The sequence below is a fragment of the Mycobacterium sp. PTI7 genome, from assembly GCF_056679845.1.
The window spans coordinates 1,240,315-1,255,670 of the sequence record NZ_CM155252.1 but is presented as its reverse complement, the minus strand read 5'-3'; the positions used below and the strand labels follow the sequence as shown (position 1 = coordinate 1,255,670).

General features: G+C 70.6%; 14 protein-coding genes. 4 read left to right on the top strand and 10 right to left on the bottom strand.

The annotated features are described in order from the left end of the window. Nucleotides 1-30: 30 nt before the first annotated feature. From AC1MEY_RS06075 to AC1MEY_RS06065, 3 genes are read right to left on the bottom strand one after another with little or no spacing between them, the layout of a single operon-like run. Nucleotides 31-897 (bottom strand): sugar phosphate isomerase/epimerase family protein, encoded by an 867-nt coding sequence (locus AC1MEY_RS06075; RefSeq protein WP_480229802.1) that lies wholly within the window; start codon nucleotides 895-897, stop codon nucleotides 31-33. Beyond that, on the bottom strand, nucleotides 894-2,090 hold the full coding sequence (locus AC1MEY_RS06070; RefSeq protein WP_480229801.1) for a dihydrodipicolinate synthase family protein: 1,197 nt from the start codon (nucleotides 2,088-2,090) through the stop codon (nucleotides 894-896). The genes AC1MEY_RS06075 and AC1MEY_RS06070 overlap by 4 nt, the downstream gene beginning before the upstream one ends. Continuing rightward, nucleotides 2,087-3,277: a Gfo/Idh/MocA family protein gene (locus AC1MEY_RS06065; RefSeq protein WP_480229800.1), complete on the bottom strand. Its 1,191-nt coding sequence runs from the start codon at nucleotides 3,275-3,277 to the stop codon at nucleotides 2,087-2,089. The genes AC1MEY_RS06070 and AC1MEY_RS06065 overlap by 4 nt, the downstream gene beginning before the upstream one ends. Before the next feature lie 136 nt (nucleotides 3,278-3,413). Here AC1MEY_RS06065 and AC1MEY_RS06060 point away from each other — a divergent pair, with 136 nt between their 5' ends. The 4 genes from AC1MEY_RS06060 to AC1MEY_RS06045 all read left to right on the top strand — a co-directional run bounded on the left by AC1MEY_RS06060 (nucleotide 3,414) and on the right by AC1MEY_RS06045 (nucleotide 7,337). Then, a complete protein-coding gene (locus tag AC1MEY_RS06060) occupies nucleotides 3,414-4,439 on the top strand; it encodes a LacI family DNA-binding transcriptional regulator (protein ID WP_480229799.1) in 1,026 nt (341 codons plus the stop codon). 134 nt (nucleotides 4,440-4,573) lie between these two features. Then, nucleotides 4,574-5,446: an ABC transporter permease gene (locus AC1MEY_RS06055; RefSeq protein ID WP_480229798.1), complete on the top strand. Its 873-nt coding sequence runs from the start codon at nucleotides 4,574-4,576 to the stop codon at nucleotides 5,444-5,446. A gap of 30 nt (nucleotides 5,447-5,476) precedes the next feature. Further along, nucleotides 5,477-6,514, top strand: a complete 1,038-nt coding sequence (locus AC1MEY_RS06050) for an ABC transporter substrate-binding protein (RefSeq protein WP_480229797.1) — start codon at nucleotides 5,477-5,479, stop codon at nucleotides 6,512-6,514. A 13-nt stretch (nucleotides 6,515-6,527) separates the two neighbouring features. Next, nucleotides 6,528-7,337, top strand: a complete 810-nt coding sequence (locus AC1MEY_RS06045; protein WP_480229796.1) for an ABC transporter ATP-binding protein — start codon at nucleotides 6,528-6,530, stop codon at nucleotides 7,335-7,337. A gap of 115 nt (nucleotides 7,338-7,452) precedes the next feature. On the opposite strand, the gene AC1MEY_RS06040 is transcribed toward AC1MEY_RS06045, so the two are convergent. From AC1MEY_RS06040 to rimP, 7 genes are all read right to left on the bottom strand, one after another. After that, nucleotides 7,453-8,760, bottom strand: coding sequence for an MATE family efflux transporter (locus AC1MEY_RS06040; RefSeq protein WP_480231324.1), 1,308 nt, complete (start codon nucleotides 8,758-8,760; stop codon nucleotides 7,453-7,455). 35 nt (nucleotides 8,761-8,795) lie between these two features. Continuing rightward, complete coding sequence (locus tag AC1MEY_RS06035) at nucleotides 8,796-9,797, bottom strand: DHH family phosphoesterase (protein ID WP_480229795.1); 1,002 nt, start codon at nucleotides 9,795-9,797, stop codon at nucleotides 8,796-8,798. Further along, a complete protein-coding gene (gene rbfA / locus AC1MEY_RS06030; protein ID WP_480229794.1) occupies nucleotides 9,772-10,299 on the bottom strand; it encodes a 30S ribosome-binding factor RbfA in 528 nt (175 codons plus the stop codon). The genes AC1MEY_RS06035 and rbfA overlap by 26 nt, the downstream gene beginning before the upstream one ends. Next, nucleotides 10,299-13,124, bottom strand: coding sequence for a translation initiation factor IF-2 (gene infB / locus AC1MEY_RS06025; protein WP_480229793.1), 2,826 nt, complete (start codon nucleotides 13,122-13,124; stop codon nucleotides 10,299-10,301). The genes rbfA and infB overlap by 1 nt, the downstream gene beginning before the upstream one ends. Nucleotides 13,125-13,199: 75 nt before the next feature. Continuing rightward, nucleotides 13,200-13,577, bottom strand: a complete 378-nt coding sequence (locus AC1MEY_RS06020; RefSeq protein ID WP_480229792.1) for a YlxR family protein — start codon at nucleotides 13,575-13,577, stop codon at nucleotides 13,200-13,202. Between the two features lie 47 nt (nucleotides 13,578-13,624). Then, nucleotides 13,625-14,668 (bottom strand): transcription termination factor NusA, encoded by a 1,044-nt coding sequence (gene nusA, locus AC1MEY_RS06015; protein ID WP_480229791.1) that lies wholly within the window; start codon nucleotides 14,666-14,668, stop codon nucleotides 13,625-13,627. After that, nucleotides 14,665-15,234 (bottom strand): ribosome maturation factor RimP, encoded by a 570-nt coding sequence (gene rimP / locus AC1MEY_RS06010; protein ID WP_480229790.1) that lies wholly within the window; start codon nucleotides 15,232-15,234, stop codon nucleotides 14,665-14,667. Before rimP ends, nusA begins: the two co-directional genes overlap by 4 nt. Nucleotides 15,235-15,356 lie beyond the last annotated feature (122 nt).

The window sequence follows — 15,356 nt, the reverse complement described above, 5'->3', positions numbered from 1 at the left end:
ACCCAACTATGCGCACGCTCACCCGCAGGGTCAGGGCCGCAGCGCGGGCAGCACCAGGTCTCGGTAGCGCCGTTTCATGGTCTCGACCACGGCGCGCGCGTCGGTCGCCCAGACGTCCTCGTTGAAGATCTCCACCTCGACGTCGCCGCGGTAGCCGGCCGCGGACACCATCGCGGTGATCGACGCGAAGTCGATGACGCCGTCGCCCATCATCCCCCGCGACATCAGGGGGTCGGCCGCCATCGGCACCAGCCAGTCGCACACCTGGTAGCTGCTGATCCGCTGCTGGGCACCGGCTTCGGCGATCCGGTCGCGCAGGTCGGGGTCCCACCAGACGTGGAAGGTGTCGACGACCACGCCGACGGCCTGCGCGGGATGCGGGGCTGCCAGCGCGAGCGCCTGACCGAGCGTCGAGATGACGGCGCGGTCCGCGCAGTACATCGGGTGCAGGGGCTCCAACGCCATCCGCACACCGCTCGCGAGGGCGTGCGGCACCAGGACCGCCAGCCGCTCGGCCAGCCGCTCGCGCGCCCCGGCCAGGTCGCGGTCCGGGATCCCCCCGGCGACCATCACCAGCTCCGGAGCGCCGAGAGCGGCGGCCTCGTCGATCGCCCGCCGATTGTCGTCGAGGCCCGACGCGTCATGGCCGGTGAGGAACCCGCCGCGACACAGACTGGAGGCGCGAATGCCACTGTCTCGCAAAATTTTCGCGGCCTCGTTCACTCCGCTCTCCGCCACCCGGTCCCGCCACAGCCCCACCGCGGGGATGCCCGCGGCCACGGCGCCGGCCACGGCGTCGGGCAGTGTCCACCCGTTGGTGGTCTTGGTGTTGAGGGACAGCCGGGCGAAGGCCGACTCGACGTCGGGGACCTCGCCGGTCGGCGCGGTGACGGTCACTGCGCGACTCCGTTCACCTCGAGGTAGGTGCGCATGCGGTGCGCGGCCAGTTCGGGGTCGGCGAGCAGACCTGCCCGGTCGGCGAGCACGAACACCTGCGCAAGGTGTGTCACCGACCGGCCGCTGGCCAGGCCTCCTACGAGCGAGAATCCGGGCTGGCGGCCGTTGAGCCAGGACAGGAAGGCGATGCCGGTCTTGTAGTAGTACGTCGGCGCCTCGAACACGAGGCGGCCGAGATCGCGTGTCGAGTCGAGGATCTCGCGGGCGCGGACCGGGTCGCCCGCGTCGATTTCCTGCAGTGCCGTGGACGCCGCGGGGTAGATCGCCGCGAAGATGCCGAGCAACGCATCCGAGTGCTCCCGGCCGTCGCCGACGACCAGCTCGGGATAGTTGAAGTCGTCGCCGGTGTAGAGCCGCACACCCGCGGGCAGGGCCCTGCGCAGCGCGACCTCGTGATTCGCGTCGAGGAGCGACACCTTGACGCCATCCACCGCGTCGGCATTCTCCTCGACGAGACGCAGGAACGTCTCGGTCGCCGCGGCGACGTCGGCGCTCCCCCAGTAACCCCGCAGTGCGGGATCGAACATCTCCCCCAGCCAGTGCAGGATCACCGGTCGGTCCGTCTCGGCCAGCAGCGCGCGGTACACCGTCAGGTAGTTCGCCGGCGACTGCGCAACGGCTGCCAGCGCGCGCGACGCCATGACCACCACGTTCGCGCCGGCGTCGCGCACGACCCCGATCTGCTCGCGGTAGGCGTCGGCGATCATCCGCAGACCCGCCGTGCCGGAGGGGACGTCGAGCAGCTCCAGCTGGTCGGTGCCCGCGCCGCACGCCAGCCGCCCGCCGACGCGGGCGGCCTCCTCGCCGCTGCGCCTGATCAGCTCGGCGGTGGCCGGCCAGCTCATCCCCATGCCGCGTTGGGCGGTGTCCATGGCGTCGGCGACGCCGAGCCCGTAGGACCACAGCTCGTGGCGGTATGCCAGCGTGGCGTCCCAGTCGAGGTCGGCCGGGGCGCCCGGCACGTTCTCCGCCGTGACGCGCGGCACGACGTGTGCTGCCGCGTAGGCGATCCGCGATTCGATCGGACGCTCGGGCCGCCGCCACGGACCCGGAGCCCCGAGCCGATGGGCGCGCAGCTCGCCGTCGACGGGAAGCGTGACGAGAGTCGACGTCGACTCCTGTACGACGCTCACAGCACGATCTCCGGCACCTCGACGCGGGCGCCGCGCGCCGAGCTGGCCAACCCGAGTTCGGCCAGTTGCACCCCCCGCGCGGCGGACAGGAGACCGAAGCGGTGCGGCCGGCCCGCCACGACGTCGCGCAGGTACTCCTCCCACTGCAGCTTGAAGCCGTTGTCGAGGTCGCCGTTGGCGGGCACGTCGAGCCACTGCTCGCGGAACCTCTCGGTGGCGGGAAGGTCCGGGTTCCACACGGGTTTCGGCGTGTGCGCCCGCTGCTGGGCGACGCAGTTGCGCAGCCCGGCGACCGCGGAGCCGTGGGTGCCGTCGATCTGGAACTCGACGAGTTCGTCGCGGTACACGCGGACCGCCCACGACGAGTTGATCTGGGCGATGATGCCGCCCTCGATCTCGAAGATGCCGTACGCGGCGTCGTCGGCCGTCGCGGTGTAGGGCTCGTGCGCCTCGTCCCACCGAGTCGGGACGTGGGTGACGGCCTTCGCGGTGACGGCCTCGACGGTGCCCAGCAGCGCCTCCATCACGTAGTTCCAGTGGCAGAACATGTCGACCGTGATTCCGCCGCCGTCCTCGGCGCGGTAGTTCCAGCTCGGGCGTTGCGCAGCCTGGCCGTCGCCCTCGAACACCCAGTAGCCGAACTCCCCCCGCATGGAGAGGATCCGGCCGAAGAAGCCCTCGTCGACCAGCCGGCGCAGCTTCACCAGTCCGGGCAGGTAGAGCTTGTCGTGCACGACGCCGGCCACCACGCCCGCGTTCTCGGCCATTCTGGCGAGTTCGATTGCCTCGGTGAGGGTCTCGGCGGTGGGCTTCTCCGTGTAGACGTGCTTGCCCCCCTTGATCGCCGCGGTGAGCGCCTCGACGCGGCGGGAGGTGACCTGCGCATCGAAGTAGACGTCGACGCTCGGGTCGGCGATCACGGCGGCGGCGTCGGTGGTCCAGTGCTCGACGTCGTGCTCCTCGGCCATGGCTGCGAGCCGGTCGGCGTTGCGGCCGATCAGGATCGGGTCGACGTCGACGCGGGTGCCGTCGTCGAGCAGCAGACCGGTCTCGCGCAGCGGCAGGATGGACCGCATCAGATGCTGTCGGTGACCCATCCGGCCCGTGACGCCGTTCATGGCGATGCGCAGCGTGCGCCGTGGTCTGCGGGCGCCGGTGGGCGACGCGGAGTTCTGGGATTCGGTCATGGTGTGTGCCCCGTCTGTGGGCGCGGCCGTCGACGACGACCCGCGCAGTGCGGTCGATTGCACTTCGGAATGCGCTTTCCACGGTAAGCTGCCAGAGCGCGAGGGTCAAGCCTCGACTGCGACGGAGGGCAGTGACATGGCGGTGACCTTGCAGGACGTGGCACACCGGGCCGGCGTGTCGCAGGCCACCGCATCCCGCGTCCTCAACGGATCGGCCCGCGTTCCCGGCGAGGGGGTGGCGGACCGCGTCCGCGCCGCCGCCGACGAACTCGGCTACGTGCCCAACGCGCAGGCCCAGGCCCTGGCCCGGTCGTCGACCGGACTGCTGGGCCTCATCGTCCACGACATCGCCGACCCGTACTTCTCATCGATCGCACGCGGCGTGCAGAGTGCCGCGCGAACCGCGAACAAGCTGGTCCTGCTGGCCAGCACCGACCGCGACTTCGACGTCGAACGGGACGCGGTGAGCACCTTCATCTCCCACCGCGCCGACGCCATCGTGCTCGCCGGTTCGCGGCAGAGCGGCCACCTCGACCGCGACCTCGAGACCCGGTTCGGCCGATACGAGACCAATGGTGGACGGGTGGTCGCGATCGGTCAGCCGCTGGCATTCGGCGGCGCCGTCGAGCCGGAGAACCACTTCGCCTCAGGACAATTGGCCGAGGCGCTGATCGACGCGGGGCATCGGCACTTCGCCGTCATCGGCGGCCCCGGCAACATCCGGACCTCGGTCGACCGCCGCAACGGCTTCGTCGACGCGCTCGGCAGACGGGGACTGACCCCGCTGGTCGAGGTGTCCGGCGACTTCACCCGAGACGGAGGACATTCGGCCGCCCGGCGCCTCGCCGCGGCACTGCAGCTCGGTCCCGACTCCGGGGTCGCACCGGTGTGCGTCTTCGCCGTCACCGACGTCATGGCCATCGGGGCGATCGCGGCGTGGCGAGAACTGGGCCTGAGCGTGCCGCGGGACGTGTGCGTCGCCGGGTTCGACGACATCCCGACGCTGCGCGATCACACCCCCAGCCTGTCCACGGTCGCCCTCCCGCTGGAGGAGATCGGTGCGCGCGCAGTCGAACTGGCGCTGCTCGCCGATCCGGAGTCCGTCGACCTCCGCGAGCGGATCGCCGGACGCGTGGTGCTGCGCGACAGCACGAGACTGTGACCAGGGACGACCCGCCGATCGCGGGCTGACCGTTGACAGTGTGCGCTGCATCACGTTAGTGTCGGAATCGCTTCGGAAAGCGCATTCCCACCGGGTGACGTCGATCGCTCGAACCTTCGAACCGAGGACTGTCCATGGCCGTAACCGCTCCGACCGGACTGCGTGACGGCGCGCATTCGGTCTCGCAGCCGGCACCACGACGACCGCGCCGGTCGTTCTCCCCCCGAGCCGCCATCGCCGGACTCTGGCGCCCAGCGGCTCTGATGCTCGCACTGCTCGTCGGGTGGTGGGCCGTCACCGAGGCCGAACTGGTGGCGCCATACATCCTCCCGTCACCCGCCGACACCTGGCGCACCGCCCAGGAGAACGCCGCCTACCTGGCCGAGAACACCTGGGTCACCACGTGGGAGACCGTCATCGGCTTCGCGATCGCCGCGGCCGTCGGAATCCTGGTCGCCGTGGTGATGGTCTACTCCTCCACCGTGGAGAAGACGGTCTACCCGTTGATCCTGTTCGCGCAGGTGGTCCCGAAGATCGCCATTGCACCGCTGTTCATCGTGTGGCTGGGCTTCGGCCCATCGCCCAAGATCCTCGTCGCCGTGCTGATGGCGTTCTTCCCGATCGTCATCTCCTGCCTGGCGGGACTGCGGACCGTCGACCCGGAGATCCTCGAACTGACCTCGACCATGGGCGCGAGCCGCGTCAAGACGTTCGTGAAGATCAGGTTCCCCGCGTCGCTGCCGCAGCTCATGTCGGGCCTCAAGGTCGCGGCGACGCTCGCCGTCACCGGCGCCGTGGTCGGCGAGTTCGTCGGCTCGAACGAGGGACTGGGATACGTCATCCTGCAGGCGAACGGAAACGTCGACACCGCAATGCTGTTCGCGGCGCTCATCATCATGTCGTTCCTGGGCATCGTCCTGTTCGCGATCATCGAGATCGCCGAGAAGCTCCTCATCCCGTGGCACTCCTCGCGGCGTGCCGGCTCGTCCACCACCAGCAACGCCTGACCGCACCCGCACACAGACCAGGAGAGACCGATGACGTTCATCCGACGCCGCGCCGCAGCAGTCGCCGCGGCAGCCACCGCCACATTGCTGACACTGTCCGCCTGCGGTGGTGATGCCACCGAGAACAGCACCGCCGCAGACGGTTCCACGGCACCCGCGACGCTGATGCTGAACTGGTACCCCTACGGTGAGCACGCGCCCTTCTACTACGGGGTCGAGCAGGGCATCTTCGCCAAGCACGGCATCGACCTGTCGATCGACGCCGGACAGGGCTCCACCAAGACCGTCCAGGCCGTCGGCTCTCAGCAGACCGACTTCGGCTGGGCCGATACGCCTGCAGTACTGAGCAACATCGACAAGGGCGTCGAGGTGAAGAGCGCGGGCGTGTTCCTGCAGACGACGCCATCGGCGGTGCAGGTGTTCGCGGACTCGGGCATCGCCACTCCGCAGGACCTCGTCGGCCGCACGATCGCCGTCTCCGCAGGCGACGCACCCACCACTACGTTCCCGATCTACCTCGACAAGACGGGCGTCGCCGACGACCAGGTGAAGCAGCAGAGCCTCGACGCCGCGGGCAAGATGTCCGCGATGCTGTCCGGCCGGGTCGACGGGCTGATCGGCTTCGCGCACGATCAGGGTCCCACCATCGCCTCCAAGAGCGGCCGCGAGGTGCGCTACCTGCGCTACTCCGACGCGGGCCTCAACTTCTACAGCAACGGGCTGATCGCCAACACCGAGACCATCGCCGATTCGCCGGAGATGGTGCAGGCCATGGCCGATGCGACGAGCGAGGCCTACGCCGCGGCCGCGGAGAACCCGGAGGCCGCGGTCGACGCCATGGCCGGTAAGGACCCGCAGATGCCCGCGCGCGACGTCCTGCTCGAGCAGTGGCGTCAGACCATCCCGCTGCTGAGCACCCCGGCGACGGCGGGCAAGGCACCGGGCGTGAACGCCGAGCAGGACTGGCAGGCCACCATCGACACGCTGAACGAGGCGGGCCTGCTGACGACCGCGAAGAGCCCCGCGGACTACTGGGATTCGTCGTTCAGCCCGCGCGGCGAACAGTAGGAGTCGATCGGACATGAGCACAGCCATGATCGACGCGCACTCCGGGGTACGGCCGGCCGCCATCGCGATCGACGACGTGACGGTCACGTTCTCGTCGAAGCGGGGCACCACCACCGCGGTCGAGAACATCGATCTCCGCGTCGCCGACGGCGAATTCGTCACCATCGCGGGCCCGTCGGGATGCGGGAAGTCCACCCTGCTCAAGGTGATCGCCGGTCTGACCGAGTCCACCCACGGGCAGGTCAGGTTGCGCGGCAACGCCGTTCGCGGTCCGCAGCGCGAGATCGGCTACGTGTTCCAGCGGGCCGCGCTACTGGAGTGGCGCAACGTCCGCAAGAACATCCTGCTGCAGGCCGAGATGCGCGGGATGTCACGGCAGGCCGCGACCCGTCGGTGCGATCACCTCATCGAGATGACCGGTCTGAGTGGCTTCGAGAACGCGATGCCCTACGAACTGTCCGGCGGCATGCAGCAGCGCGTCTCGCTCTGCCGTGCCCTCCTGCACGAACCGGACGTCCTCCTGATGGACGAGCCGTTCGGCGCTCTGGACGCGCTGACCCGCGAGAAGATGAACGTCGAACTCCACCGGATCTGGCGCGAGACCGGCACGACCGTGGTGCTGGTGACGCACTCCGTCGCCGAGGCCGTCTACCTCGCCAACCGGGTGGTCGTGATGAGCGCGCGGCCCGGCCGGATCATCGAGACACTCGACGTCGACCTACCGTCCGAACGGGACTACGGCGAGACGATGGAGCGCCCGCAGTTCATCCGCGTGGCCAACCGCGTCCGGGATCTGCTCGGCAGTTCGACCGCCGCGGACTGATCCGAGGGTCGCGCGTCACCGCGAGCGTGCGCAGAGTCCGGTTCGCCCTCGGCGTGTCGCCCGCAGACACGCACGCTCGCCGAAGGACGCATCACCGCCGAAAGCCGCCGCAAGGTCAGCCGGTGCCGGCGACCAACCACCTACCGGAGAGCGCGCGCCAGCCGACGAACACCAGGCGCAGCAGCATGAACGTGGTCAGACCGGACCAGATGCCGAGCAAGCCCCACCCGAACACCAGCGACAGCCAGATCAGCGGCAGGAACCCGACGAGCGCACTGGCCAGCGTCGCGTTGCGCATGAACTTTGCGTCCCCCGCACCGAGCAGCACGCCGTCGAGGGCGAACACGATGCCGGCGATCGGCAACTGCGCCACCAGAAACCACCACGGCACCCCGATCTCGTCGAGGACGGCGCGGTCGCTGGTGAACAACGTCGGTACCGCCGACGAGCCGACCGCGAACGCCGCGGCGAGCAGCACGCCGGCGAGCGCGGAGAACACCGTCACCCGCCACGCCACCGACTTCGCGTGCGCCAGGTGGCCCGCGCCGAGCGCCGCGCCGACCAGCGACTGCGCGGCGATCGCCAGCGAATCGAGCACCAGCGCAAGGAAACTCCACAGCTGCAGCACCACCTGGTGGGCGGCGACGGCGGCCGCACCGAAGCGTGCCGCCACCGCGGCGGCCGAGACGAAGCAGGCCTGGAACGCCAACGTGCGCACCATCAGGTCCCGCCCCATGACCACCTGGGCGCGCAGGATGCCGACGTCGACGCGGCGCGGCACCCGCTCGACGAGCAGCGCGCGGCAGAACAGCAGCGCCGCCCACCACTGGCCGACGAGGTTCGCGACCGCCGACCCCGCCAGTTCCAGGCGGGGCATGCCGAGCCAGCCGTACACCAGCAGCGGGCACAGCACCGCCGACACCGCGAACCCGGTCACCACGTAGCGCAGCGGACGCACCGTGTCCTGGACGCCGCGCATCCAGCCGTTGCCCGCCAACGAGATCAGGATGGCGGGGGCGCCGAAGATCGCGATCCGCAGCCACGGCAGCGCCTCGGCGGCGATGTCACCGCCGTCGGCGATCACCGCGACGATCGGGGCGGCGGCGGCCTGCACGACCGCGACGACGAACACGCCGATCCCGATCGCCAGCCAGGTGGCCTGCACGCCCTCCCGGACGGCGGACGGGCGGTCACCGGCGCCGAAGTGACGCGCCGAGCGGGCGGTCGTCCCGTAGGACAGGAAGTTCAGCTGCGACGACACCAGCGACAGCACCAGTCCGCCGATGGCCAGCCCGGCGATCGCGAGCGCGCCGAGGCGTCCGACCACCGCCAGATCGAACAGCAGGTAGAGGGGTTCGGCGGCCAGCACCCCGAGCGCGGGGAACGCGAGACCGGCGATGCGCCGGCCCGTGGCGGGCGGCAGTGCGGCGGGCTCAGCCAAGTCGGGTGCCGGCGGGGTCAGCCGAGGGCATGGGTGAGGGCCTTCACGACGTCATCGGCCGGTCCGGTGGCCGAGAAGCCGGCGGCCAGCTTGTGCCCGCCCCCGCCGAACCCGCTGGCGACGGCCGCGAGGTCGATCTCGGACTTGGCGCGCATCGACACCGACCACTGCTCGGGCTCGATCTCCTTGAGCACCGCCGCCACCTCGGCCTGCGACGTGGTGCGCACGATGTCGACGATGCTCTCCACTTCCTCGGGCCGCGCATTCGCCAGTTCCCGGTGCGGCACCACGGCGTAGACGAAGCCCAACCCGCCGACGGCGGCCGGTACGAGGCACGCCGTCGCCAGCACCCGCGACAGCAGCGGCAGCCAGGAGAACGGGTGGGTGTCGAGCAGCGTGCGGCTGATCGACGCGTTGTCGACGCCGAGTTCGACCAGGCGTGCGGCGAGGCGGTGCGCCCGCGCCGACGCCCACCGGAAGGAGCCGGTGTCGGTGGTCAGGCCGGCGTACAGGCAGTGCGCGACGGGCCGGTCGATCGGCTCGTCCCACGCGTCGAGCAGCTCGGCGACCATCATCGTCGTCGAATCCGCGGACGGGTCGACGTAGTTGGCGGTGCCGAACAGCCGGTTGGAGGCGTGGTGGTCGATGACCAGCACCTGGCGGTCCTCGTCGGCCAGACCCGCCAGCGCGCCCAGCCGGTTGACGCTGGGGATGTCGACGGTGACGACGAGGTCGGGGTCGCGCCGCATCTCCTCGGGCGACACCAGCAGGTGACCACCCGGCAGGGACTGCAGCGACTCGGGCAGCTCGGCAGGCGCCGCGAACGCCACCTGAACCGACTTGCCGGACCGTTCGAGTACGAGGGCCAACGCCAACCCCGCGCCGATGGTGTCGGCATCGGGGAAGACGTGACAGACCACGGCCACGTCGGTGGCCGCACTCAGGAGGGCAGCAGCTTCGCGCGCGTCGACGCGGTGAGCCGCAGCGGGCGACTCAGTCGTCGGTTCGATCGCGGTCACGGGCGTCCTCGGGGTCGAACTCATCGGACAACTCTCGGTCAAGCACGTCTGGCTCCCCGCCCGATTCCTCTCCCCCGCTCACACGGTACGGGTCGGCCTCACCCGCAGGTGTGGCCCCCTCGCGAATCCGTGCCAGGTCCGCATCCGCGGCCCGCGCCCGGGCCAACAGCTCCTCCATGTGTGCCGAGGTCTCCGGCACCTTGTCGAGCACGAACGCCAGCGTCGGGGTGAACCGGACACCGGTGGCCGCACCGACCTTGCTCCGGAGGATTCCCCTGGCCCGCTCCAACGCCGCCGCCGCACCCGCGTAGTCCGGTTCGTCCTGCAGGGTCTCGCCCCGGACGGTGTAGTACACGGTCGCGTCGTGCAGGTCACCCGTGACCTTCGTGTCCGTGACGGTCACGAAGGCCAACGGGGGATCCTTGATCTCGAACTCGATGGCCGAGGCCACGACCGTGCCGATGCGCTTGGAGAGCCTGCGGGCCCGTCCGACATCGACCATCAGGTCCTGGCTTTCTCGACGAGTTCGTAGGCCTCGATGACGTCGCCTTCCTTGATGTCGTTGTAGGTGAGCGTCAGACCACATTCGTAGCCGTCGCGCACCTCCGTGGCATCGTCCTTCTCGCGCTTGAGCGAGGAGATGGTGACGGTCTCGGCGACCACGATGTTGTCACGCAGCAACCGCGCCTTGGCGTTGCGCCGCATGATGCCCGACGTGACCAGGCAACCCGCGATGTTGCCGACCTTCGAACTGCGGAAGATGGCGCGGATCTCGGCGCGACCGAGTTCCTTCTCCTCGTAGACCGGCTTGAGCATGCCCTTGAGCGCACTCTGGATCTCGTCGATGGCCTGGTAGATGACCGAGTAGTACCGGATGTCGACGCCCTCGCGGTTGGCCAGCTCGGTGGCCTTGCCCTCCGCGCGCACGTTGAACCCGATGATGATCGCGTCCGAGGCCGACGCCAGGTTGACGTTGGTCTCGGTGACGCCACCGACACCGCGGTCGATGACGCGCAGTTCCACCTCGTCGTCGATCTCGATCCCCAGCAGGGCCTCCTCCAGCGCCTCCACGGTGCCGGAGTTGTCGCCCTTGAGGATCAGGTTCAGCTGGCTGGTCTCCTTCAGCGCGGCGTCCAGATCGTCCAGGCTGATGCGCTTGCGCGTCCGTGCGGCGAGCGCGTTGCGCTTGCGTGCACTTCGGCGGTCTGCGATCTGGCGGGCGATCCGGTCCTCGTCGACGACCAGCAGGTTGTCACCCGCGCCGGGCACCGACGTGAAGCCGATGACCTGCACCGGGCGCGACGGGGTCGCCTCGACGACGTCCTCGCCGTGCTCGTCGACCATGCGGCGGACGCGACCGTAGGCGTCGCCCGCGACGATCGAGTCGCCGACCCGCAGGGTGCCGCGCTGGATGAGCACGGTCGCCACGGGACCACGGCCACGGTCGAGGTGAGCCTCGATCGCGACGCCCTGGGCCTCCATGTCCGGGTTGGCCCGGAGGTCCAGTGCGGCGTCGGCGGTCAGCAGGACCGCTTCGAGCAGGGCGTCGATGTTGGTGCCCTGCTTGGCCGAGATGTCGACGAACATGGTGTCGCCACCGAAGTCCTCCGCCACCAGGTTGTACTCGGTGAGCTGCGCCCGGATCTTCGCCGGGTCGGCGCCCTCCTTGTCGATCTTGTTGACCGCGACCACGATCGGCACGTCTGCGGCCTGCGCGTGGTTGATGGCCTCCACCGTCTGGGGCATGACACCGTCGTCGGCCGCGACCACGAGGATCGCGATGTCGGTGGCCTTCGCGCCACGGGCACGCATGGCGGTGAACGCCTCGTGGCCCGGGGTGTCGATGAAGGTGACGAGCCGCTCGTTGCCGTCCAGTTCGGTGAGGACCTGGTAGGCGCCGATGTGCTGGGTGATGCCGCCGGCCTCGCCCTCGCGGACGGTGGCGTTCCGGATCGTGTCCAGCAGGCGGGTCTTGCCGTGGTCGACGTGACCCATGACGGTGACCACCGGCGGACGGAACTCGAGGTCCTCTTCGCCGCCCTCGTCCTCGCCGTAGGTGAGGTCGAACGACTGCAGCAGCTCGCGGTCCTCGTCCTCCGGGGACACGACCTGCACGACGTAGTTCATCTCGCCGCCGAGCAGCTCCAGCGTGGAGTCGTCGACCGACTGCGTGGCGGTGACCATCTCACCGAGGTTGAACAGCGCCTGCACCAGCGAGGCCGGGTTGGCGTTGATCTTGTCGGCGAAGTCCACCAGGGACGCGCCGCGGGCCAGCCGGATGGTCTCGCCGTTGCCGTGCGGCAACCGCACGCCACCGACGACCGGTGCCTGCATGTTCTCGTATTCGGCGCGTTTTGCCCGCTTCGACTTGCGGCCGCGACGGACTGCGCCGCCGGGCCGACCGAACGCACCGGCAGCTCCGCCGCGCTGGCCGGGACGACCACCGCCGCCACCGCCACCGGGCCTGCCGCGGAAACCGCCGCCGGCACCAGCCGGCGCGCCACCGCCACCGCCGGCGCCACCGCCGCGGTAGTTACCGCCACCACCGGCACCGGGAGGACCGCCGGGGCGACCGCCGCCACCGGGTCCACGACCGCCGGGAGCGGGACGCGGGCCACCGGGACGACCCATGGCACCGGGCCGGGCGCCCGGCGGGCGCGGGGGCATGTTGCCGGGCGTCGCGCCGGGACGAGGACCGGGACGCGGGCCGCCGGGGCCCGCTGCGGGCCGCGGCCCACCGGGGCCGGCCGCGCCTGGGCGCGGAGCGGGCCGTTCGACCGGCTGCTGCGACGAGAAGGGGTTGTTGCCGACGCGCGGCGTGCGCGCGGCGGGCTTGGGTGCGCCGGGCCGGGGTCCGGGGGTCGGACCTGCGGGGCGCGCGGCCTCGCCTGCTGCGGGCGGGGTGGTCGCCGCCGCCGCTGCGGGCGCCGCCGGCGGGGCGGCGGGTGCGGCGGGGGCCGCCGGAGCAGCGGGAGCCGCCGGAGGGGCGGGCGGTGCCGGGGGTGCGGCCGCCGCGGGCGGGGCCGGTGCGGCGGGCTTGGGGCCGCCGGGCTTGGGGGCCGTCGACGCGGGAGCCTCAGCCGCGGGGCGCGGGGCTCCGGGCTTGGGTGCGGAGGACGGTGCGGGGGCCGCGGAGCCGTTGCCTGCCGGGGCCTTGGCGGGCTTGCCGCCGCCCAGTGCTTCGCGCAACCGGCGCGCTACGGGGGCCTCCACGGTGGAGGATGCTGATTTGACGAATTCGCCTTGCTCGCTCAGCCGTGCGAGTACTTCCTTGCTGGTGACACCGAGTTCTTTTGCCAACTCATGCACGCGGGCCTTGCCTGCCACTACATCTCCTGTCTGGAGACACGGCGGTGGGTGGCCGCGCCTCGGGTTTAGCTATGACGCATGGTCATCGAGACTTCACGGTGTGCTCATGTTCTTCGCTACCTGTTCTGTTGCCGGGTGGACCCGTTCCGCGTCGACCAGCTGGTCGACGTAGTACTGGACCACCGCGGATGTGTCCGGCGGACCGGTGATGCGCAACGCTCGGGTGAAGGCCCGCCGTCGGATCGCCGCATCGAGGCACTGCCGGTCGGGATGCAACCACGCACCCCGCCCCGGAAGATTACCCGCTGAGTCAACGGTCAGGATGCGTTCTCCGTTCCCGTCCGACTCAACGACGATGCGGAGCAAGTCGACGGCCAACTCTCGTCCTCGGCAGCCGATGCACGTCCGTACCGGGCCCTGGGGCGTATCGGTGCGTTCGCGCGTCGAGGCAGAGGTCTCGCGCTGGATCACGTCTCAGTCTAGCCTCACCGTCGTCCCAGACAGAATCGACGCTCGGGCTATCCCTCGCGGGCGGCGCTGCGAGCCGCTCCCGGGGCCGACCGTCCCTCGTCGGCGGCCGGTGCGTCGCTGCGGATGTCGATGCGCCACCCGGTGAGGCGGGCGGCCAGGCGCGCGTTCTGCCCTTCCTTGCCGATGGCGAGCGACAGCTGGAAGTCGGGCACGATGACCCGGGCCGCGCGCAGCGCCTCGTCGATGACGGTGACCGACACCACCTTGGCCGGTGACAGCGCGTTGGCGACGAAGCGGGACGGATCCTCGTCGTAGTCGATGATGTCGATCTTCTCGCCGGACAGCTCGCTCATCACGTTGCGCACGCGCTGGCCCATGGGTCCGATGCAGGCGCCCTTGGCATTCAGCCCGGACATCCGGGACGCGACGGCGATCTTCGACCGGTGCCCGGCCTCGCGGGCCACGGCGACGATCTCGACCGACGCGTCGGCGATCTCGGGGACCTCCAGCGAGAACAGCTTGCGCACCAGGTTGGGATGGGTGCGCGACAGCTCGATGCGAGGTTCGCGGACGCCGCGCGTCACGCCGATCACGTAGCAGCGCAGCCGTTCCCCGTGCTCGTACCGTTCCCCGGGCACCTGTTCGGCGGGTCGGATCATGCCCTCGGAGCCCTTGGCCTCGGTGCCCAGTCGGACCACGATGTTGCCGCGCGCGTTCTCGCGGGCGTCGCGCTGCACCACGCCGGCGACGATGTCGCCCTCGCGGGCGGCGAACTCGCCGTAGATGCGTTCGTTCTCCGCGTCGCGGAACCGCTGCAGCATCACCTGCCGCGCGGTGGTCGCGGCGACGCGGCCGAAACCCTCGGGTGTGTCGTCCCATTCCTGGATCAACGCGCCCTGGTCGTCGGTCTCGCGCGCCATGACCCGCACGACGCCGGTCTTGCGGTCGATGTCGATGTGGGCGTCGGCCTGGTGACCGTCGGTGTGCCGGTAGGCGGTGAGCAGCGCCGTCTTGATGGTCTCGAGCAACTCGTCGACCGCGATCCCGCGGTCGACCTCGATGGCGTGCAGTGCGGCCATGTCGATGTTCATGGGCCCGGCTCCTCTCCGTACTGGCCGGCCAGTTCGATCTCGCGCCGGTTCGGCGGTGAGAATTCCACTTGGACAACGGCTTTGGATACTTCATCCAGGGACAACCTGCGAATTCCGAGCTGGCCCCGGCCGCCCTCGGGCACCACGACGTCGACGGCGTCGCCGTTCAGCGCGCCGAGCCTCCCGTCGAGGTGCGATCCGTCGGTGAGCGTGAATTCGATCTTGCGGCCCTGGGCCCGCCGGTAGTGGCGGCGAGCGGTCAGCGGGCGGTCGACCCCACGCGAGGTGACCTCGAGGTCGTAGGGCGTCTCGTCCGCCGACGCGGCGTCGTGCTCGTCGAGCAGGGCCGAGGCCGCCCGGGCCAGTTCGGCCACCGAGTCGAGGTCGAGCCCGTCGTGCTCGTCATCCGGGTCGGCGACCACGACGACGCGTGGGGGCCGGGCCGACGCCACCACGGTGACGTCCTCGATGACGTAGCCCGCACGCGCGAACTCCGACTCGAGCAGCTGCGTCACCTCTGCCGGCGACGGCAGACCGGCGGACCGTAGCGGGGCATCCGATGCCACGGCGAGCTCCTCGTGTTGAGTTGTACGGACACGACCCCAGCCAGTGACGGGGTCGGCTGTCCACGATACGCCAGCCGACGAGGCCCGATTGCTGAACGAGTCAGGCGGCGGCCGCCGCCGGG